This window comes from Methylibium sp., assembly GCF_035762065.1.
GTDB lineage: Bacteria > Pseudomonadota > Gammaproteobacteria > Burkholderiales > Burkholderiaceae_C > Methylibium.
This window is the reverse complement of sequence record NZ_DASTPW010000050.1, coordinates 145,594-170,043: the sequence shown is the minus strand read 5'-3', so window position 1 is coordinate 170,043 and position 24,450 is coordinate 145,594. Positions and strand designations below refer to the sequence as shown.

General features: G+C 72.9%; 29 protein-coding genes. 16 read left to right on the top strand and 13 right to left on the bottom strand.

Features of this window, described 5'->3' with window-relative positions; translation table 11 throughout:
• Window positions 1–82: 82 nt before the first annotated feature.
• The 3 genes from VFR90_RS15450 (at window position 83) to VFR90_RS15440 (ending at window position 2,153) form a co-directional block, all read left to right on the top strand.
• Window positions 83–706, top strand: coding sequence for a sigma-70 family RNA polymerase sigma factor (locus tag VFR90_RS15450; protein ID WP_326407043.1), 624 nt, complete (start codon window positions 83–85; stop codon window positions 704–706).
• 80 nt (window positions 707–786) lie between these two features.
• A complete protein-coding gene (locus VFR90_RS15445; protein WP_326407042.1) occupies window positions 787–1,497 on the top strand; it encodes an anti-sigma factor in 711 nt (236 codons plus the stop codon).
• A 98-nt stretch (window positions 1,498–1,595) separates the two neighbouring features.
• Window positions 1,596–2,153 carry a DUF3455 domain-containing protein gene (locus VFR90_RS15440; RefSeq protein ID WP_326407041.1) on the top strand — a complete coding sequence of 186 codons (558 nt, stop codon included), beginning with the start codon at window positions 1,596–1,598 and terminating at the stop codon, window positions 2,151–2,153.
• Here the strand turns inward: VFR90_RS15440 and waaF are convergent.
• Genes waaF through VFR90_RS15425 form a run of 3 tightly spaced genes read right to left on the bottom strand, consistent with a single transcriptional unit; the run spans window position 2,141 to window position 4,412 of the window.
• Complete coding sequence (waaF, locus tag VFR90_RS15435; protein WP_326407040.1) at window positions 2,141–3,265, bottom strand: lipopolysaccharide heptosyltransferase II; 1,125 nt, start codon at window positions 3,263–3,265, stop codon at window positions 2,141–2,143. The genes VFR90_RS15440 and waaF overlap by 13 nt on opposite strands.
• Window positions 3,262–3,471 (bottom strand): zinc-finger domain-containing protein, encoded by a 210-nt coding sequence (locus tag VFR90_RS15430; RefSeq protein ID WP_326407039.1) that lies wholly within the window; start codon window positions 3,469–3,471, stop codon window positions 3,262–3,264. The genes waaF and VFR90_RS15430 overlap by 4 nt, the downstream gene beginning before the upstream one ends.
• A gap of 11 nt (window positions 3,472–3,482) precedes the next feature.
• On the bottom strand, window positions 3,483–4,412 hold the full coding sequence (locus tag VFR90_RS15425; RefSeq protein WP_326407038.1) for a branched-chain amino acid transaminase: 930 nt from the start codon (window positions 4,410–4,412) through the stop codon (window positions 3,483–3,485).
• A 191-nt stretch (window positions 4,413–4,603) separates the two neighbouring features.
• On the opposite strand from VFR90_RS15425, the gene VFR90_RS15420 reads away from it, so the two are divergent.
• The 9 genes from VFR90_RS15420 (at window position 4,604) to VFR90_RS15380 (ending at window position 12,619) form a co-directional block, all read left to right on the top strand.
• Window positions 4,604–6,010 (top strand): sensor histidine kinase, encoded by a 1,407-nt coding sequence (locus VFR90_RS15420; RefSeq protein ID WP_326407037.1) that lies wholly within the window; start codon window positions 4,604–4,606, stop codon window positions 6,008–6,010.
• A complete protein-coding gene (locus VFR90_RS15415) occupies window positions 6,007–6,702 on the top strand; it encodes a response regulator (protein WP_326407036.1) in 696 nt (231 codons plus the stop codon). Before VFR90_RS15420 ends, VFR90_RS15415 begins: the two co-directional genes overlap by 4 nt.
• A gap of 62 nt (window positions 6,703–6,764) precedes the next feature.
• The gene (locus VFR90_RS15410; RefSeq protein ID WP_326407035.1) at window positions 6,765–7,784 is read left to right on the top strand and encodes an AAA family ATPase; all 1,020 of its coding nucleotides are present in this window, start codon (window positions 6,765–6,767) and stop codon (window positions 7,782–7,784) included.
• Window positions 7,785–7,798: 14 nt separating this feature from the next.
• The gene (locus tag VFR90_RS15405) at window positions 7,799–8,680 is read left to right on the top strand and encodes a DUF58 domain-containing protein (RefSeq protein ID WP_326407034.1); all 882 of its coding nucleotides are present in this window, start codon (window positions 7,799–7,801) and stop codon (window positions 8,678–8,680) included.
• Entirely contained in the window at window positions 8,677–9,525 is an 849-nt protein-coding gene (locus VFR90_RS15400; RefSeq protein ID WP_326407033.1) for a calcium incorporation protein MxaA, read from the top strand. The genes VFR90_RS15405 and VFR90_RS15400 overlap by 4 nt, the downstream gene beginning before the upstream one ends.
• Window positions 9,526–9,536: 11 nt before the next feature.
• Window positions 9,537–10,544 (top strand): vWA domain-containing protein, encoded by a 1,008-nt coding sequence (locus tag VFR90_RS15395; RefSeq protein ID WP_326407032.1) that lies wholly within the window; start codon window positions 9,537–9,539, stop codon window positions 10,542–10,544.
• On the top strand, window positions 10,541–11,128 hold the full coding sequence (locus VFR90_RS15390; protein WP_326407031.1) for an MxaK protein: 588 nt from the start codon (window positions 10,541–10,543) through the stop codon (window positions 11,126–11,128). The genes VFR90_RS15395 and VFR90_RS15390 overlap by 4 nt, the downstream gene beginning before the upstream one ends.
• Window positions 11,125–12,054 (top strand): vWA domain-containing protein, encoded by a 930-nt coding sequence (locus VFR90_RS15385; RefSeq protein ID WP_326407030.1) that lies wholly within the window; start codon window positions 11,125–11,127, stop codon window positions 12,052–12,054. The genes VFR90_RS15390 and VFR90_RS15385 overlap by 4 nt, the downstream gene beginning before the upstream one ends.
• Window positions 12,055–12,235: 181 nt before the next feature.
• Entirely contained in the window at window positions 12,236–12,619 is a 384-nt protein-coding gene (locus VFR90_RS15380; RefSeq protein WP_326407029.1) for a hypothetical protein, read from the top strand.
• Window positions 12,620–12,655: 36 nt separating this feature from the next.
• Here VFR90_RS15380 and VFR90_RS15375 read toward each other — a convergent pair whose 3' ends face one another.
• From VFR90_RS15375 to alr, 8 genes are read right to left on the bottom strand one after another with little or no spacing between them, the layout of a single operon-like run.
• Window positions 12,656–13,063 carry a hypothetical protein gene (locus tag VFR90_RS15375; RefSeq protein ID WP_326407028.1) on the bottom strand — a complete coding sequence of 136 codons (408 nt, stop codon included), beginning with the start codon at window positions 13,061–13,063 and terminating at the stop codon, window positions 12,656–12,658.
• Window positions 13,064–13,065: 2 nt separating this feature from the next.
• Entirely contained in the window at window positions 13,066–13,869 is an 804-nt protein-coding gene (locus VFR90_RS15370; protein ID WP_326407027.1) for a metallophosphoesterase family protein, read from the bottom strand.
• A 1-nt stretch (window position 13,870) separates the two neighbouring features.
• Window positions 13,871–15,241, bottom strand: a complete 1,371-nt coding sequence (gene radA / locus VFR90_RS15365) for a DNA repair protein RadA (protein ID WP_326407026.1) — start codon at window positions 15,239–15,241, stop codon at window positions 13,871–13,873.
• 48 nt (window positions 15,242–15,289) lie between these two features.
• Window positions 15,290–15,712 (bottom strand): alternative ribosome rescue aminoacyl-tRNA hydrolase ArfB, encoded by a 423-nt coding sequence (arfB, locus tag VFR90_RS15360; protein ID WP_326407025.1) that lies wholly within the window; start codon window positions 15,710–15,712, stop codon window positions 15,290–15,292.
• Window positions 15,709–16,200 carry an acyl-CoA thioesterase gene (locus tag VFR90_RS15355; RefSeq protein WP_326407024.1) on the bottom strand — a complete coding sequence of 164 codons (492 nt, stop codon included), beginning with the start codon at window positions 16,198–16,200 and terminating at the stop codon, window positions 15,709–15,711. Before VFR90_RS15355 ends, arfB begins: the two co-directional genes overlap by 4 nt.
• Window positions 16,201–16,235: 35 nt before the next feature.
• Window positions 16,236–16,754: a hypothetical protein gene (locus VFR90_RS15350; protein WP_326407023.1), complete on the bottom strand. Its 519-nt coding sequence runs from the start codon at window positions 16,752–16,754 to the stop codon at window positions 16,236–16,238.
• Between the two features lie 10 nt (window positions 16,755–16,764).
• Window positions 16,765–17,166, bottom strand: a complete 402-nt coding sequence (locus VFR90_RS15345; protein WP_326407022.1) for a DUF2177 family protein — start codon at window positions 17,164–17,166, stop codon at window positions 16,765–16,767.
• Between the two features lie 16 nt (window positions 17,167–17,182).
• Window positions 17,183–18,316, bottom strand: a complete 1,134-nt coding sequence (gene alr, locus VFR90_RS15340) for an alanine racemase (protein WP_326407021.1) — start codon at window positions 18,314–18,316, stop codon at window positions 17,183–17,185.
• A 126-nt stretch (window positions 18,317–18,442) separates the two neighbouring features.
• Here alr and lplT point away from each other — a divergent pair, with 126 nt between their 5' ends.
• From lplT to VFR90_RS15325, 3 genes are all read left to right on the top strand, one after another.
• Window positions 18,443–19,720: a lysophospholipid transporter LplT gene (gene lplT, locus VFR90_RS15335; protein ID WP_326407020.1), complete on the top strand. Its 1,278-nt coding sequence runs from the start codon at window positions 18,443–18,445 to the stop codon at window positions 19,718–19,720.
• A 132-nt stretch (window positions 19,721–19,852) separates the two neighbouring features.
• Window positions 19,853–20,758 (top strand): EamA family transporter, encoded by a 906-nt coding sequence (locus VFR90_RS15330; protein ID WP_326407019.1) that lies wholly within the window; start codon window positions 19,853–19,855, stop codon window positions 20,756–20,758.
• A 91-nt stretch (window positions 20,759–20,849) separates the two neighbouring features.
• The gene (locus VFR90_RS15325; RefSeq protein WP_326407018.1) at window positions 20,850–21,593 is read left to right on the top strand and encodes a CAP domain-containing protein; all 744 of its coding nucleotides are present in this window, start codon (window positions 20,850–20,852) and stop codon (window positions 21,591–21,593) included.
• Here the strand turns inward: VFR90_RS15325 and mnmA are convergent.
• Window positions 21,560–22,717: a tRNA 2-thiouridine(34) synthase MnmA gene (mnmA, locus tag VFR90_RS15320; protein ID WP_326407017.1), complete on the bottom strand. Its 1,158-nt coding sequence runs from the start codon at window positions 22,715–22,717 to the stop codon at window positions 21,560–21,562. The genes VFR90_RS15325 and mnmA overlap by 34 nt on opposite strands.
• Window positions 22,714–23,223 carry an NUDIX hydrolase gene (locus tag VFR90_RS15315; RefSeq protein ID WP_326407016.1) on the bottom strand — a complete coding sequence of 170 codons (510 nt, stop codon included), beginning with the start codon at window positions 23,221–23,223 and terminating at the stop codon, window positions 22,714–22,716. Before VFR90_RS15315 ends, mnmA begins: the two co-directional genes overlap by 4 nt.
• 93 nt (window positions 23,224–23,316) lie before the next feature.
• On the opposite strand from VFR90_RS15315, the gene VFR90_RS15310 reads away from it, so the two are divergent.
• Window positions 23,317–24,435 (top strand): Re/Si-specific NAD(P)(+) transhydrogenase subunit alpha, encoded by a 1,119-nt coding sequence (locus tag VFR90_RS15310; protein ID WP_326407015.1) that lies wholly within the window; start codon window positions 23,317–23,319, stop codon window positions 24,433–24,435.
• The last annotated feature ends 15 nt before the right edge of the window (window positions 24,436–24,450 follow it).

Here is a 24,450-nt window from a genome sequence, read left to right as displayed (position 1 = left end):
GGAGGCGCGGATTCTAGGCACCGCCCTCCGGCAACACCCCAGGCGCGACGCCGAGGAATCGACTCCTAGAATCCGCCGCCCTATGGCCCATCCAGCCAAGCCCACCACCGATTGGAGCGACAAGAGCCGCGAGCTTGCGGCGGTGATGAGCCGCGTCGCGCTCGGCGACCGTGCAGCTTTCGGCACGCTCTACGACGCCACCAGCGCGCATCTGCTCGGCGTGGTGCTGCGTATCCAGAAGGACCGAGCCCAGGCGGAAGACGTGCTGCAAGAGGTGTACGTCAGCGTCTGGCGCGCGGCCCAGGGCTTCGACGCCACGCTGAGCCAACCGCTCACCTGGTTGACCAGCATCGCGCGCAACCGCGCGATCGACAGCCTGCGCCGCCGCCAGGCCGAGCCGACCACGGTCAGCAATGCCGGCGGCCTGGGCGACGACGACGAAACGGACATGCTCGACCATCTGGCTTCCCCGAACGCCGGCCCCTTTGAAAGGCTGGCCGATGCGGACGATGCCCGCGCGCTGCGCGGCTGCATCGGCGCGCTCTCGGGCGAGCAGCAGCAGAGCCTCGCGCTGGCCTTCTTCCAGGGTCTGTCGCATGCCGAGGTGGCCGAGCACCTCAAGCAGCCGCTCGGCACGGTGAAGAGCTGGGTGCGGCGCGGCCTCATCGCGTTGAAGAGCTGCCTGGAGCGCAACGGCGCCGTCTGACATGAAGCCGCCAAGCTCGCTTCGTTCATCGCCTCCCGAGGGGCCGTTGCCGCGCCTTCGGGCGTCCGGGCGGCGCTGACATGGACTACGGCCGCCCCGCCCTCGCCGACCGCCTTTCGGGCGAGTACGTGCTCGGCACGCTGCGCGGCGCCGCGCGTCGGCGCTTCGAGGCCCTGCTGCCGGCGCACCCGGTGCTGCGCGCCGCGGTCGCGGGCTGGCAGGCGAAGCTGATGCCGCTGGCAGCCGCCGTGCGGCCGGTCGAGCCTTCCGCGGCGGTGTGGGCGCGGCTGCAGCAGCGGCTGTTCGGCGAGCCCTCGAACGCGTCGGCGACGCCACCGGCCGGCCTGTGGCAGCGGCTCGCGCTGTGGCGCGGCGTGTCGGCGGTCGCGACCGTCGCGGCGCTGGGCTTCGCGCTGCTGCTCGCGCAGCCGAAGCCGGCCGTGGTGTCCGCGGCGCCGATCGTCGTCGTGATCGCGCCAAACCCGGAAGCCGCGAGCGTGCTGCAGGCCGGCTTCGCGGCGGCGGTGTCGGCCGACGGGCGCACGCTGGTGGTCCGGCCGATCCACGACATCGCGCCCGGCGCCGGCCGCGCGCTGGAGCTGTGGGCCGTGCCGTCGCAGGGCGCGCCGCGTTCGCTGGGGCTGGTCTCGGGCGAGCAGGCGACCGTCGTGCAGCGCGCCCAGCTGCTGCAGGGCACCGCCGCGTTCGCGGTGACGCTCGAGCCGGCCGGCGGCTCGCCGACCGGCGGGCCCACCGGCCCGGTCGTCTCGGTCGGCAAGCTGCAGATCTGATTTTTCTTGCCGCCTGCATCCGCGCGGGCGCCGTGCTCCGTAGTGGGCGACGGGAGGGCTTGCGGCCCTCCGTTCGACCCCATCAACAGGAGCACCCGATGCGCTTTGCCCTTCCGATCACCTCGACCGCCCTTGCCCTCGTGCTGGGCGCCTGCACGAGCACGCCGATGATGTCGCCGATGAAGGTGGACAACGCCGCACTGCCCGAGGCCGTGCGCGTGCCGGCCGGCGAGACGCAGAAGCTGTGGACGACCACCGACGCCGGCCAGATCACCTACGAATGCCGCGAGAAGAAGGACATGGCCGGCCAGTACGAGTGGGTCTTCGTCGGCCCGGCCGCGAAGCTGAAGGACGCGAGCGGCAAGGATGTCGGCAGCTACTTCGGCCCGCCGGCGACCTGGGTCTCGAACGACGGCTCGCGCGTCACCGCGAAGCAGGTCGCCGTCGCGCCGAACACCGGCACGCCGGGCTCGATCCCGTTGCAATTGGTCAAGGCCGACCCGGCCACCGGCGCCGGCGCGATGCAGGGCGTGAGCTACATCCAGCGCCTGAAGACCGTCGGTGGCGTGGCGCCGGCGACACCGTGCGCCGACGGCAACAAGGGCGAGAAGAAGATCGTCACCTACGCCGCGGACTACGTCTTCTACGGCAAGTGATGCGAGCCAGCCCCGTTGCGGCTTGACGCCGCTCCCCATCCAGGGGGCGCCGCTGGCGGACCGGCGAAGCCGGATCCGCGGCGGTTGCCGGGGAGGCGGTTCGCACAGGCGACGCTTTGTTCCAGAGCTTCGTCGGCGATCGCAGGCTCGATCGACTTCAGACACAGCAGGTGCCCGAAGCGGCACTCGCGGTCGAAGCAGGGCTGGCAGTCGAGCGGCGTCGCGCCGCGCATCGTCTTCAACCACAGCACGCGCGCATGCGGGTTGAGCGGCGGCGTGTGCTGGGGGCTGGTCGAGCCGAACAGCGCGACCTGCGGCACGCCGAAGCCGGCCGCCACGTGCATCAACCCCGAATCGTTGCTGGCGGCACCGCGCGCGGCGGCGATCAGCGCCATCGCGTCGTCGAGCGAGGTGCGGCCCGCCAGCACGCGGCAGGCGCCCGGGGCGAGCGCGGCGATGCGCTCGCCGATCTCGGCTTCCTTGGCCGAGCCCAGCAGCAGGATCGGCAGGCCGTCGCGCGCGTGCATGGTCCGCGCGAGCTCGGCGTAGTGCTCGGGCGGCCAGCGCTTCGCGCCGCCGTATTCGGCGCCCGGCGCGTAGACCCAGTAGCGCCGCGCTTCGACACCGTGGCGCGCGAGCGCGGCATCGACCACGGCGCCGTCGAGCCGCAACTGCGGCCGTGCGTCGGCCGCCACGCCGCCGGCCAGCGCGCCGTAGAAGCCGACCATCGGCGGCTTGCCGATCGGGTTCGGCAGTCGCTCGTCGAGCAGCCCGATGCGGCCCTCGCCCTGGTAGCCGACGCGCCGCGGGATGCGCGCGAGCCACGGGACAAGCGCGGACTTGAGCGTGTTCGGCAGCACGTAGGCGGCGTCGAAGCGGCCGCGCAGCGTGCGGGCGGTCGCCAGGCGGCCGCGCAGGTCGAGCCGGCCGTGCTCGAAGGGCATGGTGACGATGTCCGCGACCTGCGGCATCGCGCGCAGCACCGGCGCGACCCAGGGCAGCGCGGCCACCGTCAGCACCTCGCCGCGCGCGGCGAGCGCGGCGAGCATCGGCTCGGCCATCACCGCGTCGCCGATCCACTGCGGCGCGACAACGAGCGAGCGCGTCTTCAATGCGACGCCAGCTTTTCGCCGGCGGCGAGGCGGTAGACGGTGCCGCAGTACGGGCACTTGCAGCGGCCCTCGTCGTTCAGCCGCAGGAAGATGCGCGGATGGTTGCTCCACAGCGGCATCTTCGGATTCGGGCAGAACACGGCGCCGCCGCGCAGATCCGCCGCTGTCACTTCGACGACCGCCTCGCCGCTCGCCGGCTTGTGCATCGAAGCCGCCTTCACTGCGCCACCGGCGTCAGCCAGCCCGCGTACTTGGGGTTGCGGCCGAGCACGATGTCGAAGAAGGCGGACTGGATCTTCTCGGTGATCGGGCCGCGCGAACCCGCGCCGATCTCGATGCGGTCGAGCTCGCGGATCGGCGTGACCTCCGCCGCGGTGCCGGTGAAGAAGGCTTCGTCGGCGATGTAGACCTCGTCGCGGGTGATGCGCTTTTCGACCAGCTTCAGGCCGAGGTCCGCGCAGATCGCGAACACCGTGTTGCGGGTGATGCCATTGAGCGCGCCGGCCGACAGGTCGGGCGTGTAGATCACGCCGCCCTTGACGACGAACAAGTTCTCGCCCGCGCCTTCGCTGACGAAGCCCGAGGCGTCGAGCAGCAGCGCCTCGTCGTAGCCGTCGTCGGTGGCTTCCATGTTCGCGAGGATGGAGTTGGTGTAGTTCGACACCGCCTTCGCCTGCGTCATCGTGATGTTCACGTGGTGGCGGGTGTAGCTGCTGGTCTTCACGCGGATGCCGCGCTTCAGGCCTTCCTCGCCGAGGTAGGCGCCCCAGGGCCAGGCCGCGACCATCAGGTGGATCGTGTTGCCCTTCGGGCTGACGCCGAGCTTCTGGTCGCCGATCCAGGTGAGCGGGCGCAGGTAGCCGGATTCCAGCCGGTTCTGCACGATCACGTCGCACTGGGCCTGCATCACCTGCTCGGGCGTGAACGGGATCTTCATGCGCAGGATCTTGGCGCTGTTGAAGAGGCGCTCGGTGTGCTCGCGCAGCCGGAAGATCGCGGTGCCCCGTTCGGTCTTGTAGGCCCGCACGCCCTCGAAGGCGCCGCAGCCGTAGTGCAGCGTGTGGCTCAGCACGTGGATCCGCGCGTCGCGCCACTCGACCATGCGACCGTCCATCCAGATCTTGCCGTCACGATCGGACATCGACATCGCAGTTCCTCGGCCAGTTTCGAGGCGGCGGATTCTACGAGCCGCCTACCTCCCGAGCCCGCCGCAAAGCGGCAAGCGCGGCCCGGTCTCGCGCGGCGCGCTTGGGCAAATTGCCCGAGGTGGGCCTGCGCCCTTGCCGGCTCGGTGCCGCAGCGCCGACAGTCGCCCCCCATACGCACGAAGGCCCGCCGATGAAGTTGCTGCCCCTGATGGTGATCCGCCTGTTCGGCATCGCGGCGCTGTGCCTCGCGGGCACGGCCGCGTGGGTGGTGGTCGACGCGCACGCTGCGATCGAGCGCGAAACCGAGGCCTCGGCCGACCGCGTCGGCCGGCACCTGGGCGCCCTCTACTGGCAAGAGCAGCTGTGGCGCGGCCGCGGGCGCACGGCGTTGAACACAGCGGCGCCCGAATGGCAGTCGTTCGCGACCTTGAACCTGATCTCGCCCGGCGTGTGCGTCACCTTCGCGCTGCAAGGCGAGGCGCCGCGAACCTTGTGCAGCCAGACGGCCGCGCTCGGGCGCGCGGCGCCGGGCTGGTTCGTCGCGGCCTACGAGGCGCTTTTCCCGCCACAGGTCGCGCTGCGCCGCCCGCTGTTCGAGCGCGATGCGTCGCTCGGCCACGCGCTGCACGCGCCCGACCGCGGCGCGGCGATCCGCCAAGCCTGGCAGCTGGTGTCGCTGGTGGTGGTGATCGCCGCGGGCCTGGCCTGCGGCATCGCGGTGCTCGCGGCCGCGATGATCGGGCGCACGCTCAAGCCCACCCGCGCCATCGTCGAAGGCCTGCGCAAGCTCGAACACGGCCAGCTCGGCTCGCGCCTGCCGGCGTTCCGAGTCGCCGAGTTCGCGCGCATCGGCTCGGCGGTGAACGCACTGGCGGGCCAGCTCGCCACCACGCAGGCCGAGCGCGCCGCGCTCACCACGCGCCTGCTGGAAGTGCAGGAAGCCGAGCGCCGCGCGCTGGCGCGCGATCTCCACGACGAGTTCGGCCAGTGCCTCACCGCGACCGCGGCGCTCGCAGCGTCCATCGAGGCCGGCGTGCCCGAAGGCCGCGACGACATCGCCGACGAGGCGCGAGCCATCGGCCGCGCGCAGGAACGCATGATGAAGACGCTGCGCAGCACGCTCGTGCGGCTGCGCACGCAGGACATCGCGGAGATCGGGCTGGAGGCGAGCCTGCGCCAGCTCGTCGGCGAGCACAACCTGCGCACCCCGACACGCTCGGTCTTCCGCCTCGACGTGAACGGCGAGATCGCCACGCTGCCGCGCGAGGTCGCGATCGACGTCTACCGCATCGCCCAGGAGTGCCTGACGAACGCCGCGCGCCACGGCATGCCGAGCGACGTGCGCCTGAGCGTGGCGCGCAGCGGCGGCGGCGCGCCGGCCGTGGCCGTGACGGTCGAAGACGACGGGGGCGGCGACGCGACGCGGCTCGGGCGCGAAGGCGGCCACGGCATCGCCGGCATGCGCGAGCGCATCGCCGCGCTCGGCGGCAGCCTCGCGATCGGGCGCGCGAAGCGCGACGCGCGCGGCGTCCGGGTCACGGCGGTGATCCCCTGCGCGGCGCCGGCGGCACCTGCGTTCGCCGGTGCCACGGCATGACGGCGGCGGTGTCGATCCTGCTCGTCGACGACCACCCGGTCGTGCGCGAGGGCTACCGGCGGCTGCTCGAACGCCAGCCCGGCTACAGCGTCTGCGCCGAGGCCGACGACGCCCCGGGGGCCTACGCCGCCTATTGCGAGCACGCGCCGGACGTGGTCGTGATGGACATGCTGCTGCCGGGCGCGAGCGGGCTCGACGCGCTGCGCCACATCCGCCAGCGCGATGCCGAGGCGCGCGTGCTCATCGTCACGATGCATGCCGGCGCCTCGCTCGCGCTCAAGGCGCTGGAGGCCGGAGCCTGGGGCTACGTGACCAAGAGCAGCGGGCCCAGGGAGCTGGTGCGCGCGGTCGCCGCCGTGGCCGCGGGCCAGCGTGCGCTCAGCGAGGACACCGCGCAGGCCATCGCCGCCGACCGGCTCGCCGATCCGATGGCGCTGCTCGAAGAGCTGGGCGCGCGCGAGACCGAGATCCTGCGCATGCTCGCCTCCGGCTGCACGATCGACGCGATCGCCGCGGCACTGAACCTGAGCGAGAAGACGGTGCGCAACTACCACTACGGCATCAAGAACAAGACCGGCGCGCAGACCGATGCGCAGCTCGTGTGGCTCGCTCTCAGCGTCGGTCTCGTGCAGGTGGACGACCTGCGCGCGGCGCTGCCGTTTCCCGTCCCGACGCTGCGCATGGCCGATTGAAGGCGGATGGATCGCCCTGCACGGGCCGCGGCCCCGATCAGCATTTCAACGACGAATCACCCATGAGCACCGAACACCGCCTTGCCGACTGGCGCGAAACCGCGTTGAAGCTCGAACGCGCCGTCCAGGACGTCGTGATCGGCCAGGCCCAGACGATCCGCCTGATCAACGTCGCCACGTTCGCGCGCGGGCACGTGCTGCTCGAAGGCGACGTCGGCGTCGGCAAGACCACCGTGCTGCGCGCCTTCGCGCGCGGCATCGGCGGCGACTTCGAACGGGTCGAGGGCACCGTCGACCTGATGCCCGGCGACATGGTCTATCACACCTACGTCGACGGCGAAGGCAAGCCGCGCATCGACCCGGGCCCGCTGCTGCGCCACGGCGAGCGGCTCACCACCTTCTTCTTCAACGAGATCAACCGCGCGCGGCCGCAGGTGCAGTCGCTGCTGCTGCGGGCGATGGCCGAGCGCACCGTCTCGGCCTTCAACCGCGAGCACCGCTTCCCGCACATGACGGTGTTCGCCGACCGCAACAAGGTCGAGAAGGAAGAGACCTTCGAGCTCGCCTCCGCCGCGCGCGACCGCTTCATGTTCGAGCTGAACATGAGCAAGCCGGGCGACCGCGCCGTCCGCCGCGCGCTCGCCTTCGACACCGCGTACCACGACGCCGATGCGCTGATCGACCGGGTGCCGCCCGCGCTGCTGCCGTGGGACCAGCTCAATGCCGTCGGCGCGCTGATCCAGCAGTCGGTGCGTGCCAGCGAGGCGATCGAGCGCTACGTGCTTGACCTGTGGGAGGCCAGCGAGGACCCGCTGCGCTTCGGCGTGCAGCTCGAGGGCATCGACATGAAGCGGCTCGTGCTGGCCGGCGCCAGCCCGCGCGGCATGAGCGCGCTGCTGCGCGCGGCGCGCGTCGTCGCCTGGCTCGAAGGCCGCACGCACCTGACGCCCGACGACCTGCACGCGGTGCTCCCGTCGGTGCTCGCGCATCGCGTGTTCTTCTCGCCGGTCTACGAGCTGCGGCGCGGCGAACTGGCGCCGGCGCTGGTGCAGAAGATCATCGACAAGATCGTCGCGCCCTGATGGACCACCACGGCATGTCGCAAGCCAACGAGTTCCATTACCGGCTGCCCGGCCGCTTCGGCGGGCGACGGCCGGGCGCGCACCACGGCCGCAGCCTCGGCACCGGCATCGAGTTCGCCGCGCACCGGCGCCTGCTCGACCATCCCGACCCGCGCCGCATCGACCTGCGCGCCAGCCTGCGCGACGTGCAGGGCGAATGGCAGGTGCGCGTGCAGCGCCAGCGCACGGCCGTGCCGGTGCACGCGGTGGTCGACGTGTCGGCGTCGATGGCCTTCGGCGCCGAGCGGCCGAAGCTGCACGTCGTCGCGGACTTCGTCGAGGCGCTCGGCGCCAGCGCCTTTCGCAGCGGCGACGCTTTCGGTCTGCTCGCCTTCGACCACGCCGAGCGCGACGAGCTCTTCGTGCCGCCGCGCCACAGCCGCGGCGCCGGCGTCGCGATGGCCGAGTCGCTGCGCGGGTGCCGCACCGAGTCATCGCACCAGCACGACCGCGCGCACGAGCACACCGCCGCAGCGCTCGGGCGCACGCTCGCGCGGCTCGCCGGTCGCGAGGGGCTCGTGTTCCTCGTGTCCGACTTCCACTGGCCGCTCGACCCGCTCGGCGCGGCCTTGCAGCAGCTGGCGCCGGCGCGCGTGGTGCCGATGGTGGTGTGGGACCAGGCGGAGGTCGAGCCGCCGGCCGCGCGCACGCTGCTCGCGCTCAGCGACGCCGAGACCGGCGTGCGCCGCACGCTGTGGATGCGCGAATCGCTGCGCCGCCGCTGGAGCGACGGTGTCGCCGAACGCCGCCGCGCGCTGCACGCGCTGTTCGACGCGCACGACATGCCGCCCTTCCACCTGCAAGGCCGCTTCGACGCCGAGGCGCTGACGCGGCATGTCCTGGAGGCCGTCGCATGAAGTGGCCGAGCCTGCTGGCGGCCGCGGCGATCGCCTGCTCGGGCGCGTTCGCGGCCGACACCGTCGAGCAGCCGCGCAGCTTCGGCCACGTGCTCGGCGACGTGCTGACGCAGCGCGTGCTGCTCGCGCCCGGCGCGCCGGAGTTCGCCGCCGCGGCGCTGCCGCCGGCCGATCGCGTCGGGCTGTGGTTCGAGCGGCGCGCGCCGCGCATCGAGCGCGACGCCGAAGGCCGGCGCTGGCTCGCGGTCGACTACCAGGTGATCAACGCGCCGCGCGCGCTGACCGCGGTGGCGCTGCCGGCGCTGAGCCTGGCGCGCGCCGACGGCAGCGCGGTGAGCCTGCCGGCGTGGCCCGTCAGCCTCGGACCGCTGACGCCGCCCGAGGCCTTCGGCCAGGGCGGGCTGACGCGGCTGCGGCCCGAGCGCGAAGTCGCGCCGCGGCCGACGGCCGCGATCGAGGCCCAGCTGCGCGCCGCGCTGCTCGCCCTGGCCGGCGTGCTGCTCGCGTGGCTGGGCTGGTGGCTGTGGCGCAACCGGCGCGAAGCGCAGCGCCTGCCGTTCGCGCGCGCCTGGGGCCGCGTGCGGCGGCTCGACGAATCGGCGCCGCAAGCCTGGCTGGCGCTGCACGAGGCGATCAACGCGACCGCCGGCCATGCGGTGCATGCGGCGACGCTCGGGCGCTTCCTGAGCCGCGCGCCGCACCTGCAGGCCTTGCAGGACCGACTCGAAGGCTTCTTCCGCCACTCCGGCGAGCGCTTCTTTGCCGAGGCGCCCGCCGCCTCGCCCTTCCCGCTGCGCGAGCTGAGCCGGCTGCTGCACGAGGCCGAGCGCCGCCACCGCCGCTGAACGGATCCACGATGCCCTTCGACTTCGCCCAGCCCGCCTGGCTGCTGCTCCTGCCGCTGGCGCTGCTGCCGCTGCTGCGCCGGCGCAGCGACACGCTGGTGTTCTCGGCGCTCGCTTGGCTGCCGGCCGACCCGGTCGGCCGCGCCGCCGGCTTCCTGTGGCGCGCGTTCGCGCTGCTGGCGATCGCCGGCACCGTGATCGGCCTCGCCGGCCCCGGGCGCAGCGGCACCGAGGTGCTGCGCACCGGCCGCGGCGCGGAGATCCTGATCCTGATGGACCGCAGCTCCAGCATGGACGCGAACCTGATGGCCAAGGACATGAAGTCCGGCGGCCAGTTCGACGGCAGCAAGCCGACCAAGAGCGCGGTCGTGCGCGGCCTGCTCGCCGACTTCGTGGCCAAGCGGCCCGACGACCGCTTCGCGCTGATGACCTTCAGCACCGCCTCGATGCTGGTGGCGCCGTTCACCCAGGACCACGCCACCGTGCAGGCCGGCCTGCAGGCCACCGGCGTCGGCCGCGGCCTGCCCGACACGCTGATGGGCCGCGCGCTGCTCGCGGCGATCGAGCAGTTCGAGCGGCGTCCGTACTCGGGCAGCCGCATCGTGATCGTCGTCTCCGACGGCGGCGCGCAGCTCGACGAGGCGCAGCGCCAGCGCATCGCCGCCGGGCTCGCGCGCCACCGGATCGGGCTGTACTGGATCTACATCCGCAGCGGCCCGAATTCGCCCGACCTCACGAAGCCCGGGGCCGGCACGCTCGATTCGGAAGAGGAGCTCGCGCTGCACACCTACTTCCAGACGCTCGCGACGCCCTACCGCCTCTACCAGACCGACGACGCGCAGGCGATGGCGCAGGCGATGGCCGAGATCGACCGGCAGCAGAACTTCCCGCTGTCGTTCCGCGAGCGCGTGCCGCGGCTCGACCACAGCGCCGGCTTCTTCATCGCCGCGCTGCTGAGCTGCCTGGGCCTGCTGGCCTGCCGCGCGCTGCAGCTGCCCAGCTGGCGGGCGACCCCATGAAGCGGATCTCGATGCACGCGGCCTTCGCCGCGGTGGCGCTGGCGGCCGCGGCCGTCGCGGCGGTGCAGGGGCTGCGGCTGCAGCAGGCGAAGCGGCTCAACGCGGAGATCGCCGGCGCAGCGCAGGCGCCGGCCGAGGCGGCGGCCGACCGCTGGCGCGACGCGGCGCGCGAGGTGCGGCTCGCGCGCGCCGGCGCGTTGTCGAAGGCCGGCGGCTTCGATGCCGCGTTCAAGAGCTACAGCGGCCTGATCGAGCTCGGGAACCTCGACGAAGTGGGCCGCCACGCGCTTTACAACCTCGGCACGATGCACCTGCGCCAGGCGCTCGCGCACGGCGGCGACGCGGCCGGCGGGGCCGAGGCGCTGAAGATGTCGCCCGAGACGGCGCCGCTGGTCGAGCTGGCCAAGCAGCGCCTGCGCGAACTGCTGCGCGACGCGCCCGACGACTGGGACGCCCGCTACAACCTCGAGCGCGCGCTGCGGCTCGCGCCCGAGGAGCAGGAGGCCGTCGCCGAGGAAAGCAACACGCCGGTCGAGCGCCGCAACGTGATGCTGCGCGGCATGGACCCGGGGGACCTGCCTTGAGCGCCCTGCCGGCGCGCATCGTCCGCCGGCTGCTGCAGCGCGGCTCGCGCTCGATCGCCGCGGCGGTGCTGCTGCTCGCCGCCGCGGTAGGGCTGCCGCCGGTCACGCTGCAGCGGCCGACCTACGAGTACCTGGTCGTCTTCGACGTCACCCAGAGCATGGACGTCCCCGACCAGACGCTTGCCGGCGCCCCGGCGAGCCGCCTCGCCTTCGCCCGCGCTTCGGCCCGCGAGGCGCTGCGGCGCCTGCCCTGCGGATCCAAGGTCGCCTGGGGCGTGTTCGCCGACTACCGGGTGATGCCGCTGCTGATGCCGGTGGAGGTGTGCGAGCACTACGACGGCCTGCTCGCCTCGCTCGAGCAGATCGACGGCCGCATGCGCTGGGCCAACGCCAGCAACGTCGGCAAGGGCCTGAGCTGGGCGGTGCGCACCGCGCGCAGCATCGAGCCGCACACCCGCATCGTCTTCTTCACCGACGGCCAGGAAGCCCCGCCGCTGCGCAGCGGCAGCGAGGTGCCGCCGATCCAGGACATCACGCCGGGCGAGGTCGGCGGCTGGCTGATCGGCGTCGGCGGCGACGTGCCGGCGCGCATCCCGCGCAGCGACCGCGACGGCCGTGCGCTCGGCTACTGGGCGGCGGCCGACGTGGTCCAGCGCTACGGGCCCGGCGCGCCGGGCACTGCGCATGAACACTTGTCCGAGCTGCGCGAGCCGCACCTCAAGGCCTTGGGCAAGCTGATGGGCGTCGGCTACCGGCGGCTCGCCTCGCTCGACGGCGCCGCGCAAGCCATGCTCGATCCGCAACTGGCGCAAAAGCAGGCCGTCGAGACCGACTTGCGCTGGATTCCTGCGCTGCTGGGCCTGCTGACGCTGGGCTGGCGCTTCGCCCCTGAGAACCGGTGGTTACCGAAGCGGCGACGGGCGTGATCCTCACGCCACAGCCCCACCCCCGAAACCGGGGGTGGGGGCCCCGGCCGCGATTGCCCGGTCACCCCGGACCGCCTAGCTTTGGAGCGTGTCCTGCACCCCTCGAATCCTTCCCACGGCGCCGATGCGCCGCACGCGCAAGCGCGCCTCGTCGCGGTCGCGCCGTGTGCGTGCGAGCGCCTTGTCGGTCGCCTTGGTCTGCGCCGGCGTGCTGCTGCCCGCCGCCGCGCACGCGGCTCGCGAATCCTGCGGCGAAGCCGGCGCCAAGCCGTCGGCCTGCACGGAGGTCCTGCCGCTGCTGCGCACCGGCGGTCATGAAGCCACGATCCTGCTGGCCGCGGCCCCCACCGGTGCCGCGGCGGTCAGGCCGGTGCTGACCAGCCCCTGGCCGCGGCCCTACCCGCTCGATCCGCCATCGTTCACCTCGGCGGCCCTGCCGGCCTCGAGCGACTTCGACGCCAACGCGGCGGCCGCCCCGATCGGCAGCGACCCGAGCCTGCTCGGGCTGCTGTTCGCCGCGCTCGGGGTCGTCGGCTTCGTCGCGCACCGCCGCAGCGGGCGCTGAGCCGGTCCGCACGGCTCCAGCCGAGCGAGGAAGCCGCTAACCCGCCGGGCCGGCCGGCTGGCCGTCGAGCGTCCACGAGACCACCCGGCCGCGCCGCAACACCACCTGCACCTCGCGCCCGCCGGCATCGGCCCAGCGGTAGCGCTCCTCGTCGGCCGCGCCGGCGCCCGCAAGCGGCTCGCCGAGGCTGCCGGCCAGCGGCAGGACGTCGGCGAGCCGCAGGCCGGGCTTCAGCTTCGCATGCAGCATCACCGCGCTCGCGACGCTGCCCATCGGCGCCTGCGCGGCCCGCCGCGTCGTTCGCAGCGCACGGTTGAACTGCAGCAGCAGCCAGAACACGATGACGGTCACCGCGAGCACCAGCCCGCGCGCGCCCCAGCCCGCGTAGCCGGCGACCAGCGCCAGCGCCGCCAGCGCCCATCCGATCGCCGGGTGATGGCCCATGGTCAGGCCACCCGGCCGAGCACCGCGGCCTCGGTGCGGCCGACGCGGCCGCTGCGCAGCGCGTCGGCCCAGTCGCCGCGACCCTGCGCCTCGGCGCGCCGCGCGGCGGCTTCGGCGTCGTACGCGGTCGCCCGCAGCTCGGCGCGCCAGCCGGCGCCGGCGGACTCGAGCAGCGCCCAGCGCGCGGCCGCGTCGCCGTTCTCGACGTGGTGCCGGTGCGGCCGCTCGTCGTCGTAGGCCGGCAGGCCGACGCTGCCCGGGTTGACGAGCAGCCGGCCGTCGCCGAGCCGCCGCACGCGCGGCAGGTGGCTGTGGCCGCACAGCAGCACGGCGGCGGGCTCGGCGCCGTCGAGGCGCTCGAGCAGTTCGGCTTCGGTGGCCGCGCGCAGGCCCAGCGAGCCGGCGCGGCCGAAGTCGTCGGTCACGGTTTCCATCAGGTAGCGGCAGTCGCTCGACGGCGTGCCGTGGCAGGCCGCGACGCCGCCGGCAAGCCGCAGCGACTTGGGCAGCGTGCGCAGCCAGGCGCGCTCGGGCTCGCCGAGCGCGCGTGCCGCGAGCGCGTCGCTGCCGCGATCGCGGGGGTCGACCGCGGTGCCGAGCGCGAGCAGCTGCCGCTCGTGGTTGCCGGCGAGCGTCGGCAGGGCCAGCGGCATCAGCCGCTCGATCGTCTCGCGCGGCCACAGCGGGCCGCTGGCGACGTCGCCGAGGTTGACGATGCGGTCGACACCCAGCGCGCCGATCTCGGCCAGCACCGCGTCGAGCGCGGGCAGGTTGCCGTGGATGTCGGAGACGACGGCGAGGCGCATCTCAGCCCAGCCCGCGCAGCACGTCGATCGCCTCCTCGACCCGCTCGACCGCGTGGATCGTCAGGCCCTCGATCGCGTTGCGGCCTTTCGGCGCATTGGCTTTCGGCACCAGCGCGACGCCGAAGCCGAGCTTCGCGGCTTCCTTCAGGCGCTCCTGCCCGCGCGGCGCGGGCCGCACCTCGCCGGCGAGGCCGACTTCGCCGAAGGCGACGAAGCCGCGCGGCAGCGGCTTGCCGCGCAGGCTGCTCTGGATGGCGAGCATCACCGCGAGGTCGGCCGCCGGCTCGCCGATGCGCACGCCGCCGACGGCGTTGACGAACACGTCCTGGTCCATGCACGCGACGCCGGCGTGGCGGTGCAGCACCGCGAGCAGCATCGCGAGCCGGTCGCGGTCGAGGCCGACGGACAGGCGCCGCGGGCTCGGCCCGCCGCCATCGACCAGCGCCTGCAGCTCGACCAGCAGCGGCCGCGTGCCTTCGAGCGTGACCATCACGCACGAGCCCGGCACCGGCTGCGCGTGCTGGGACAGAAAAATCGCGCTGGGGTTGCTCACGCCCTTGAGGCCGCGCTCGGTCATCGCGAACACGCCGATCTCGTTGACCGCACCGAAGCGGTTCTTGATCGCGCGCACGAGGCGGAAGCTGGAGTGCGTGTCGCCCTCGAAGTACAGCACCGTGTCGACGATGTGCTCCAGCACGCGCGGGCCGGCGATCGCGCCCTCTTTGGTGACGTGGCCGACGAGCACGATCGTCGTGCCGCTCGCCTTCGCGAGCCGCGTCAGCTGCGCCGCGCACTCGCGCACCTGCGCGACCGAGCCCGGCGCCGAGGTGAGCTGGTCGGAGTACAGCGTCTGGATCGAGTCGATCACGCAGAAGGCGGGCGCTTCGGCCTCGATCGTCGCCTGGATGCGTTCGAGCTGGATCTCGGCGAGCACGCGCACCCGCGCGCCGTCGAGCCCGAGCCGGCGCGCGCGCAGCGCGACCTGCGCGCCGCTTTCCTCGCCGGTCACGTAGAGCACCTTCATCCGCGAGGAGAGGGCCTCCACCGCCTGCAGCAGCAGCGTGCTCTTGCCGATGCCCGGATCGCCACCGATCAGCACGACGCCGCCCGCGACGATGCCGCCGCCGAGCACGCGGTCCAGCTCCTCGATGCCGATTGGCGTGCGCGCCACCTCGCCCGCCTCGATCTCCGACAGCGTCGCGACCGGCAGGCTCTTCACCACCGACTCGAAGCGGTGCCGCGTGGCGCCGCTGCTCTCGGCGATCGATTCCTGCAGCGTGTTCCAGGCACCGCACGACGTGCAGCGGCCGAGCCACTTGGCGCTCGTGGCGCCGCACTCGGTGCAGGTGTAGACGGTCCTGTCCTTGGCCATCGGGCCATTCTCGTCGCGGGCTCGCGAAGGCCGGCGCGCGTGCCCTCGTCAGTCGCCCGGCGGGCTGCGGCGCGCGGCCTTGATCGCCCCGCGCTGGCTCTTGCCTTCGAGCCGCCGCTTCTTCGACGCGAGTGTGGGCTTCGTCGCGACGCGCTTCTTCGGCGGGCGGCTCACGCTTTCGATCAGCGCGAGCAGGCGGTCGAGCGCGTCCTCGCGGTTGCGCGCCTGCGTGCGCTGCTCCTGCGCCTTGATCACGACGACGCCGTCGTCGGTGATGCGCTGGTCGCCGAGCGCGAGCAGCCGCGCCTTGTGCGGATCGCTCAGCGACGGCGAGCCGACGATGTCGAAGCGCAGGTGCACCGCGCTCGACACCTTGTTGACGTTCTGCCCGCCGGCACCCTGCGCGCGGATCGCGGTGAACTCGCTCTCGCTTTCGAGTCGCTCGCGCAGCGAGCGCGGCGTGCCGCTCACGCGCCGGCGGCCTTGATGGCCTGCCGGCGCTCGTCGAGCTCGCGGCGCAGCGCCTTGCGACGCGCGGCCTCGCCCTGACGGCGGCGCGCTTCGTCGTCGGCCGGCACCAGCGGCGGCACCGGCGCGGGCCGGCCGTCGTCGCCGACCGCGACCATCGTGAAGTAGCAGCTGTTCGCATGCCGCTGCACCTGGGTGCGGATGTTCTCGGCGACGACGCGGATGCCGATCTCCATCGACGAGCTGCCGGTCAGGTTGACCGACGCGAGGAAGGTCACCAGTTCGCCGACGTGGATCGGCTCGCGGAACGTCACCTGATCGACCGACACCGTGACGACGTAGCGCGCCGCGTAGCGGCTCGCGCAGGCGTAGGCGACCTGGTCGAGCAGCTTCAGGATCGTGCCGCCGTGGACGTTGCCGGAGAAGTTGGCCATGTCCGGCGTCATCAGCACCGTCATCGAAAGGCGGTGGCTCGGGCGTTCGTCGTTCATCGTCGAGGGCGTTCGGCGGCAGCGGCTGCGGGCCCTCAATGATGCAGGCCGGGCTGCAGGTCGATCACCTCGTGCTGCGGGCCGGCCAGCCGCGGCAGCGCCGCCTGCACGCGCCGGCATTGTTCGATGTGGCGGTCGCACAGCCGCTTGAACATCCAGCCCGACAGCGCCGCCGAGGCCGCGAGCCCGGCCACCGGCGCCAGCTTCGCGGCCTGCTGCGCCGACAGCCGCACGCCGAGCGCGCGCACCGCGCCGAACAGCACCTGCTGGGTGACCACGCGCCCGATCAGGTAGCTGCCGACCTCGGCGGCGAGGTCGTCGACGCGCGTGCGCAGCGCCGGTGGCAGCGCGGCGATCTGCTGCGGCGCGAGGCCGTGCACGCTGCTGATCTCGTCGATCGTGCTCTTCAGCAGGTGGGCGTTCACGAACAGATCGACGCCGGCGACCGGCAGCGCCGACACGCCGGCTGCCTTCAGCGCCTGCCGGCGCACCAGGCGGCGGCAGTGACGCAGCGCGGCGTCGTCGGCGAGCGGGTGCGGCGCGGTCGCGTTCATGGGCCGCCGATCATCGGCCCGCGCGGCGGGCCGCCGCGTAGGACGACAGCGCGACCACGGTGGTCAGCAGCGTGCCCCAGGCCAGGTCGGCCAGCACGACCGAGACCGGGAAGCCGCGCAGCGTCGCGAGGTTGGTCAGGTCGTAGGTCATGTAGGCCATGAAGCCGAACACCGCGCCGTGCTGCGCGGCGCGCCGCGAGGAGCCTTCCGCGAGCGCGGGACGCACCGCGAAGTAGACGACGCCGGCCAGGTAGAACAGGTAGAAAGCGATCGCGCCGTCGAGCCGCACGTTGTCGGCCATCAGGTGGCCGATGCGCTCGCGGTAGAAGCCGATCGCCGACGTGAGCCAGACCACGTCGAGCACCAGCATCACCGCCGCCGCGGCGAGGTAGGCCACGATCCATACGCGCATACGACTTCCTTTCGCGTCAGAGAGGGTTGTGCTCGACCACCCGCACCGGCACCCGCGGCGCCAGCGCGCACATCAATTCATAGCCGATGGTGCCGGCGGACAGCGCCACGTCGTCGATCGGCAGTCGTGCACCGCCCGGGCCTTCGCCCCACAGTGTGACTTCGCTGCCGAGCCCGGCTTCGATGCCGGCGGCGAGCACCGGCTCCAGATCGACGGTGACCATGTCCATCGACACCCGCCCGACCAGCCGCGTGCGCACGCCCTCGACCAGCACCGGCGCGCCGGTCGGCGCATGGCGCGGGTAGCCGTCGGCGTAGCCGCAGGCGACGACGCCGATGCGCATCGGCCGCTCGGCGGTGAAGCGGCTGCCGTAGCCGACGCTGTCGCCGCGACACAGGCTCTGCGTCGCGATCAGCTTCGAGCGCAGCGTCATCGCGCAGCGCAGGTCCCAGTGCGCAAGGTCGTGCACGGGCGCGTCGGGCGCCGAGCCGTAGACCATGATCCCGGCGCGCACCCAGTCGGCCGCGACCGCGTGGCGCAGCGTGGCGGCGCTGTTCGCGAGGCTGCGCTCGCCGGGCAGGCCTTCGGTGGCCTGCTCGAAGAGCGCCAGCTGGCGCGCGATGCCGGCTTCGCCGTCGGCCGCCGGGTCGGCAGCCGTGTCGGCATTCGCGAAGTGCGTCATCAGCGAGACCTCGCCGACCTGCGGCAGCGCATCGAGCCGCGCCCAGGCGCCGCGGAAGGCCGCGGGCGTGAATCCGAGGCGGTTCATGCCGCTGTTGAGCTTGAGGAAGACGCGCTGCGGCGCCTGGGTCTTGTGGCGCGCGAGCCAGTCGATCTGCGCATCGCAATGCACCACGTGCCAGAGGTCGAGCCGCGAGCACAGCTCCAGGTCGCGCGGCTCGAACGCGCCTTCGAGCAGCAGGATCGGGCCGCGCCAGTCGAGCGCGCGCAGCCGTTCGGCCTCGGCCAGGTCGAGCAGCGCGAAGCCGTCGGCGCCCCGCAGGCCGGGGAACGCGCGCTCGATGCCGTGCCCGTAGGCGTTGGCCTTGACCACCGCCCACACGCGCGCGTCACCGGCTGCGCGGCGGGCGCGCGCGAGGTTGTGCGCAAGGGCATCGACGTGGATCAGCGCTTCGATCGGACGTGGCATGCCGCGAGTTTGCCCCTGCCCCGCGGGCCGGGATTGCGGGCCGGCAACCGTGCAAAGGGCGTGCTGTAACCTCCGCGCCGACATGATCACAGCCGGCGCCTATCCGGGCGCGGCGTCGGCGGGCGGATGAAAAAAGGCTTCTACACCATCATGTCGGCGCAGTTCTTCAGCTCGCTGGCCGACAACGCGCTCTTCGTCGCCGCCGTCGAACTGCTCCGCTCCTCGGGCTCGCCCGAATGGCAGCGCGCCGCGCTGGTGCCGATGTTCGCGCTGTTTTACGTGGTGCTCGCGCCGCTGGTCGGCGCCTTCGCGGACGCGGTGCCCAAGGGCAAGGTCATGTTCGTCTCGAACACGATCAAGGTGGCCGGATGCCTGCTGATGCTGTTCGGCACGCACCCGCTGCTCGCGTATGCGCTGGTCGGGCTCGGCGCCGCGGCCTACTCCCCCGCCAAGTACGGCATCCTCACCGAGCTGCTGCCGGCTTCGCAGCTCGTCAAGGCCAACGGCTGGATCGAGGGCCTCACGATCGGCTCGATCATCCTCGGCGTGCTGCTCGGCGGCCAGCTCGTGGGCCGCGCCATCTCGCAGGTGCTGCTCGGCATCGACCTGCCGTTCATGACGACCGGCATCGACAGCGCGCCCGAAGCGGCGATCTCGGCGATCGCGCTGCTGTACGTCGTGGCTGCCGCGTTCAACCTCTACATCCCGCGCACCGACGCGCCGCTGCAGAAGCTCTCGACCAGCGCCGTCGAGCTGGTGCGCGACTTCTCCGCCTGCAACGCGCGGCTGTGGAACGACAAGCTCGGCCAGATCTCGCTGGCCACCACCACGCTGTTCTGGGGCGTCAGCGGCAACCTGCGCTACATCGTGCTGGCCTGGGCCGCGGCGGCGCTCGGCTACGGCACGACGCAGGCCTCGGCGCTGGTCGGCGTGGTCGCGATCGGCACCGCGGTCGGCGCGGTGCTGGCCTCGTCGATGCGGCTCGACCAGGCCTTGCGCGTCGTGCCGCTGGGCATCGGCATGGGCGTGCTGATGATCGGGTTGGTGTTCATCCGCGACGTCTGGGTCGCGGCGCCCTTCATGATGCTGCTCGGCGCGCTCGGCGGCTTCCTCGTCGTGCCCATGAACGCGCTGCTGCAGCACCGCGGCCACAACCTGATGGGCGCCGGCCGCTCGATCGCGGTGCAGAACTTCAACGAGCAGGCCTGCATCCTCGGCCTCGGCGCGTTCTACACCGGCATGACGAAATGGGGCCTGTCGGCCTTCGGCGCCATCACGATCTTCGGGCTCGCGGTGGCCGGGGCGATGTGGCTGATCGGGCGCTGGCACCGGCGCAACTGCGTGCAGCACAAGGAAGAAGTCGAGCACCTGCTCGCGATCGCGCGGAGCGATCCTCACGGATGACGACCACCCCGTTGAGGCTTCGCCGCTCCCCTCAAGGGGCGCCGCTGCTGGACCGGCGAAGCCGGATCCGCAGCGGCCGCTCGGCTGGCACCGGGCCACGCCGATCGCCTTGCCACCAAAGAAGCGCCTTTCTTGGGCCGCCATTTGTCGCTTGAGTCGGTCGCGGTCGCCGGCCTGCTGCTCAATGCCTTCGTCTGGGGCGTCTCGTGGTGGCCGCTGCGGCATCTGCATGCGCTCGGCGTGCATCCGCTGTGGGCGACGGCGCTGGTGTATGCGCTGACGGTCGCGGTGATCGTCGCGCGCTGGCCGCACGCCCCCGGGCAGCTGCTGCGCATGCCGGTGCTGTGGGTGCTGGCGCTTGGCGCCGGCACCACCAACGCGGCCTTCAACTGGGCGGTGAGCATCGGCGACGTGGTGCGCGTGGTGCTGCTTTTCTATCTGATGCCGCTGTGGGCGGTGCTGCTCGCGCGCCTGCTGCTGCACGAGCGGCTCACGCGCCTCGCGCTGCTGCGCATGTTGCTGGCGCTGGCCGGCGCGGTGATCGTGCTGAAACCCGAAGGCCGGCCGTGGGCCGAGGCTAACCCGTTCGCGTCGATGGGCCTGCCCGAAGTGCTGGGCATCGTCGGCGGCTTCGCCTTCGCGCTCAACAACGTGATGCTCAAGCGCGAGGCCGCACGCCCCGCCGAGGCGCGCGCCTTCGCGATGTTCGTCGGCGGCGTGCTGGTCGCCGGTGGCCTCGCGCTGCTGATCGGTGCGGCCGGCGGCGTGCCGCGCCCGCCGGCGCCCACGGCCGCGTGGTTGCTCCCGGCGGTCGGCCTGGCGTTCGCCTTCCTCGCCGCGAACCTCGCGTTGCAGTACGGCGCCGCGCGGCTGCGCGCGAACGTCACCGCGGTGGTGATGCTCACGGAGATCGTCTTCGCGACCGTCTCGGCGGTGCTGCTAGGTGACCAGCTGCTGACGCCGGCGATGCTGGCGGGCGGCGCGCTGATCCTCGCAGCCGCCGCGCTGTCGGCCTGGGAGCCGGCGCCGGCGCATTGACCGGCGCGCGAGGCATGGCGCCTGCCCCGCGACGTGCATGTGCTTGCACTTTGTCAATCCTGAGGCCGCGGCGCGCCGGCAAGCTCGGCCGATGACTTCCCGAAACGATGGCCGCGGCGCCCGGCTCGCGGCATTGGCCGGCATGGCGACGGCGTTGATCGCCGGCTGCGGCGGCGGCAGCGGCGGCAGCGGCGGCAGCAGCGAGGCCGTGGCCGCGCCCCTCGCGTCACCGGCGCCGTCAACCGCGCCATCAGCCGCGCCAGCGCCGGTGATGACGCCCGCGCCGACGCCCGTCACGTCGCCCGGCCCTGCTCCGGCGCCGGGCCCGTCGCCTGCACCGGGGCCGTCGCCGTCCCCCGCGCCGGCGCCGAGCCCGTCATCCGTATCTGCCGCCGACATCAGCTGCGGCCTGGCGAACTTCCAGGCGGACGCGCTGCGGCTGATCAACGCCCGCCGTGCCGCCGGCGCCAGCTGCGGCTCGCGCGGCAACTTCGCGGCGACCGGCGCGCTCACCTGGAGCACCGCGCTCGCGAACGCCAGCTACGGCCACAGCCTCGACATGGCGACGCGCAACTACTTCAGCCACACCAGCGCCGACGGCCGCACGCTCGGCACGCGCGTCACCGCCGCCGGCTACACGTGGCGCTCGGTCGGCGAGAACATCGCCGCCGGCTACGGCACCGTGCAGCAGGTGGTCGATGGCTGGATGGCCAGCGAAGGCCACTGCGCGAACCTGATGAACCCCGGCTTCCAGCAGATGGGCCTGGCCTGCGCGCGCAACACCGCCAGCAGCTACGGGACCTACTGGACGCTGGACCTCGCCGCGCCGCGCTGAGCCGCGTCGTCCATGCCGCGGGCTTCGGCGATCACACCCCCGCCCAGGCAGACCTCGCCGTCGTAGAGCACCGCCGACTGCCCCGGCGTCACCGCCCACTGCGGCTCGTCGGGAAAGCGCAGCTCGATCCGGCCGGCGCCGCCGCGCAGCTCGCAGTTCGCATCGGCCTGCCGGTAGCGTGCCTTCGCCGCGTAGGGCCCGTCGGCCGGCGGCGAGCCGGCGATCCAGCTCAGGTCCTCGGCGACGAGCCGCGTCGAGCGCAGCCACGGATGCCCGTGCCCTTGCACGACGACGAGCGTGTTGCGCTCGAGGTCCTTGCGCGCGACGAACCACGGCGCATGCTCCCCGCCCACCTCGCGCTCCTTCACGCCGCCGATGCCGATGCCCTTGCGCTGCCCCAGCGTGTAGAAGCTCAGGCCGACGTGCTCGCCGAGCGAGCGCCCGCGATCGTCGACGATCGGCCCCGGCGTGTGCGCCAGGTAGCGGTTCAGGAACTCGCGGAACGGCCGTTCGCCGATGAAGCAGATGCCGGTCGAGTCGCGCTTGGTCGCGACCGGCAGCGCGATCTCGGCCGCGATGCGGCGCACCTCGGCCTTCGGCAGTTCGCCGACCGGGAAGCGCGTCTTCGAAAGCTGGGCCTGATTCAGGCGGTGCAGGAAGTAGCTCTGGTCCTTGCTCGCGTCCAGCCCCTTGAGAAGTTCGAAGCGCCCCCCGCGTTCGCGCACCCTCGCGTAATGCCCCGTCGCGATGCCTTCGGCGCCGAGCCGCATCGCGTGATCGAGGAAGGCCTTGAACTTGATCTCGGCGTTGCACAGCACGTCGGGATTCGGCGTGCGGCCCGCGGCGTACTCGCGCAGGAACTCGGCGAACACGCGGTCCTTGTAGTCGGCGGCGAAATTGACGTGCTCGATCTCGATGCCGATCACGTCGGCGACGCTGGCCGCGTCGACGAAGTCCTGGCGCGACGTGCAGTGCTCGTCGTCGTCATCGTCCTCCCAGTTCTTCATGAACAGGCCGACGACCTCGTGGCCCTGCTGCTTCAGGAGCCAGGCGCTGACGGCGGAATCGACGCCGCCGCTCAGGCCGACGACGATGCGCCGCTTGTCCGACGCGGCGGCGCTCACGACCGCTCGACCGGGTCGTAGAGCCCCGGATCGGTGACGACCGCATCGAGCGGCAGGCGCCGGCCCGCGAGGAAGTCGTCGAGGCCGCGCAGCACCATCGGGCTGCGCAGCCGGCGCGCCTCGGCGCGCATCTCGTCGGCGCCCAGCCACACGGTGCGCACGATGCCGTCGTCGAGCGCGCGGCCCGGCTCGGGCTCGCCGACCGCGCCGCAATACGTGAAACGCAGGTAGGTCACGTCCTCGTGCTCGCGGCCCGGCCGTGCGCTGCGGATGAAGCGCGACATGTAGACGCCCACCAGCGCGCTCGGCACGAAGCGGCAGGCGGTTTCCTCGAGCACCTCGCGCACCACCGCCTCGAGCAGCGATTCGCCGGGATCGAGGTGGCCGGCCGGGTTGTTCAGCACCAGCCCCTCGGGCGTGTGCTCCTCGACGAGCAGGAAGCGCCCGTCGCGCTCGATCACCGCGGCGACGGTCACGCTCGGGGCCCAGCGGCGCTTCGAAGTCATGCCCAGGATTATCCCGGGTGCCTCGCCGGCCGCGCGCGGCGCCACGATAAGCTCGCGGCCCCGAACGACAGCAAGAACGAGCGAGGAGAGCGCATGCGCATCGGCGTACCGGCGGAAACCGCCGCGGGCGAGACCCGGGTCGCGGTCACCCCCGAAACCGCGAAGAAGCTCGTCGCGCAGGGGCACGCCATCGTGGTGCAACGCGGGGCCGGCCTCGCCGCCAGCGCCACCGACGCGGCCTACGAGGCCGCCGGCGCTCAGATCGGCGATGCGGCTGCCGCGTTCGGCGCGGATCTGGTGTTGAAGGTCCGTTCGCCGTCGGCCGCGGAGCGCGCGCAGATGAAGCCGGGCGCCGCGCTCGTCGGCATGCTCAACCCATTCGACCGCGATGGCCTGCGAGCGCTGACCGACGCCAAGCTCACCGCCTTCGCGCTCGAAGCCGCGCCGCGCACCACCCGCGCGCAGAGCATGGACGTGCTGTCGTCGCAGGCCAACCTCGCCGGCTACAAGGCGGTGATGGTCGCGGCGGACCGCTACCCGCGCATCTTCCCGATGCTCATGACGGCGGCCGGCACGGTGAAGGCGGCGCGGGTGGTGATCCTCGGCGTCGGCGTCGCCGGCCTGCAGGCGATCGCGACCGCGAAGCGCCTCGGCGCGGTGATCGAGGCGAGCGACGTGCGGCCCTCGGTCAAGGAGCAGGTCGAATCGCTCGGCGCGAAGTTCATCGACGTGCCCTACGAGACCGCCGAGGAAAAGGAAGCGGCCGAGGGTGTCGGCGGCTACGCGAAGCCGATGCCTGCGAGCTGGCTCGAACGGCAGAAGGTCGAGGTCGCCAAGCGCGTCGCGCAGGCCGACATCGTCATCACCACCGCGCTGATTCCGGGGCGTCCCGCGCCGGTGCTGGTGACCGAGGAGATGGTCAAGGCGATGAAGCCCGGCAGCGTGATCGTCGACATGGCGGCCCCCGCCGGCGGCAACTGCCCGCTCACCGAGGCCGGCAAGACGGTGGTGAAGCACGGCGTCACGCTGGTCGGCGAGACCAACCTCGCCGCGCTCGTCGCGGCCGATGCCTCGAGCCTCTATGCGCGCAACGTGCTCGACTTCCTCAAGCTCGTGCTGGAGAAGGACGCCGCCGCGCTGAAGATCGATCTCGAAGACGACATCGTCAAGGCCTGCCTGATGTGCCGCGACGGCCAGCTGCTGCGAGCATGACCCGCGAGGACCGCG

What these genes read in the sequence shown, in the direction of transcription:
- alr (WP_326407021.1), bottom strand. Translation starts at nt 18,316, where the DNA reads ATGCCACGTCCGATCGAAGCGCTGATCCACGTCGATGCCCTTGCGCAC.
- VFR90_RS15450 (WP_326407043.1), top strand. Translation starts at nt 83, where the DNA reads ATGGCCCATCCAGCCAAGCCCACCACCGATTGGAGCGACAAGAGCCGC.
- radA (WP_326407026.1), bottom strand. Translation starts at nt 15,241, where the DNA reads ATGGCCAAGGACAGGACCGTCTACACCTGCACCGAGTGCGGCGCCACG.
- VFR90_RS15405 (WP_326407034.1), top strand. Translation starts at nt 7,799, where the DNA reads ATGTCGCAAGCCAACGAGTTCCATTACCGGCTGCCCGGCCGCTTCGGC.
- VFR90_RS15375 (WP_326407028.1), bottom strand. Translation starts at nt 13,063, where the DNA reads ATGGGCCATCACCCGGCGATCGGATGGGCGCTGGCGGCGCTGGCGCTG.
- VFR90_RS15350 (WP_326407023.1), bottom strand. Translation starts at nt 16,754, where the DNA reads ATGAACGCGACCGCGCCGCACCCGCTCGCCGACGACGCCGCGCTGCGT.
- VFR90_RS15420 (WP_326407037.1), top strand. Translation starts at nt 4,604, where the DNA reads ATGAAGTTGCTGCCCCTGATGGTGATCCGCCTGTTCGGCATCGCGGCG.
- VFR90_RS15400 (WP_326407033.1), top strand. Translation starts at nt 8,677, where the DNA reads ATGAAGTGGCCGAGCCTGCTGGCGGCCGCGGCGATCGCCTGCTCGGGC.
- VFR90_RS15390 (WP_326407031.1), top strand. Translation starts at nt 10,541, where the DNA reads ATGAAGCGGATCTCGATGCACGCGGCCTTCGCCGCGGTGGCGCTGGCG.
- VFR90_RS15430 (WP_326407039.1), bottom strand. Translation starts at nt 3,471, where the DNA reads ATGCACAAGCCGGCGAGCGGCGAGGCGGTCGTCGAAGTGACAGCGGCG.
- VFR90_RS15395 (WP_326407032.1), top strand. Translation starts at nt 9,537, where the DNA reads ATGCCCTTCGACTTCGCCCAGCCCGCCTGGCTGCTGCTCCTGCCGCTG.
- VFR90_RS15425 (WP_326407038.1), bottom strand. Translation starts at nt 4,412, where the DNA reads ATGTCGATGTCCGATCGTGACGGCAAGATCTGGATGGACGGTCGCATG.
- VFR90_RS15345 (WP_326407022.1), bottom strand. Translation starts at nt 17,166, where the DNA reads ATGCGCGTATGGATCGTGGCCTACCTCGCCGCGGCGGCGGTGATGCTG.
- VFR90_RS15370 (WP_326407027.1), bottom strand. Translation starts at nt 13,869, where the DNA reads ATGCGCCTCGCCGTCGTCTCCGACATCCACGGCAACCTGCCCGCGCTC.
- lplT (WP_326407020.1), top strand. Translation starts at nt 18,443, where the DNA reads ATGAAAAAAGGCTTCTACACCATCATGTCGGCGCAGTTCTTCAGCTCG.
- VFR90_RS15415 (WP_326407036.1), top strand. Translation starts at nt 6,007, where the DNA reads ATGACGGCGGCGGTGTCGATCCTGCTCGTCGACGACCACCCGGTCGTG.
- VFR90_RS15325 (WP_326407018.1), top strand. Translation starts at nt 20,850, where the DNA reads ATGACTTCCCGAAACGATGGCCGCGGCGCCCGGCTCGCGGCATTGGCC.
- VFR90_RS15315 (WP_326407016.1), bottom strand. Translation starts at nt 23,223, where the DNA reads ATGACTTCGAAGCGCCGCTGGGCCCCGAGCGTGACCGTCGCCGCGGTG.
- VFR90_RS15445 (WP_326407042.1), top strand. Translation starts at nt 787, where the DNA reads ATGGACTACGGCCGCCCCGCCCTCGCCGACCGCCTTTCGGGCGAGTAC.
- VFR90_RS15410 (WP_326407035.1), top strand. Translation starts at nt 6,765, where the DNA reads ATGAGCACCGAACACCGCCTTGCCGACTGGCGCGAAACCGCGTTGAAG.
- VFR90_RS15355 (WP_326407024.1), bottom strand. Translation starts at nt 16,200, where the DNA reads ATGAACGACGAACGCCCGAGCCACCGCCTTTCGATGACGGTGCTGATG.
- VFR90_RS15440 (WP_326407041.1), top strand. Translation starts at nt 1,596, where the DNA reads ATGCGCTTTGCCCTTCCGATCACCTCGACCGCCCTTGCCCTCGTGCTG.
- VFR90_RS15310 (WP_326407015.1), top strand. Translation starts at nt 23,317, where the DNA reads ATGCGCATCGGCGTACCGGCGGAAACCGCCGCGGGCGAGACCCGGGTC.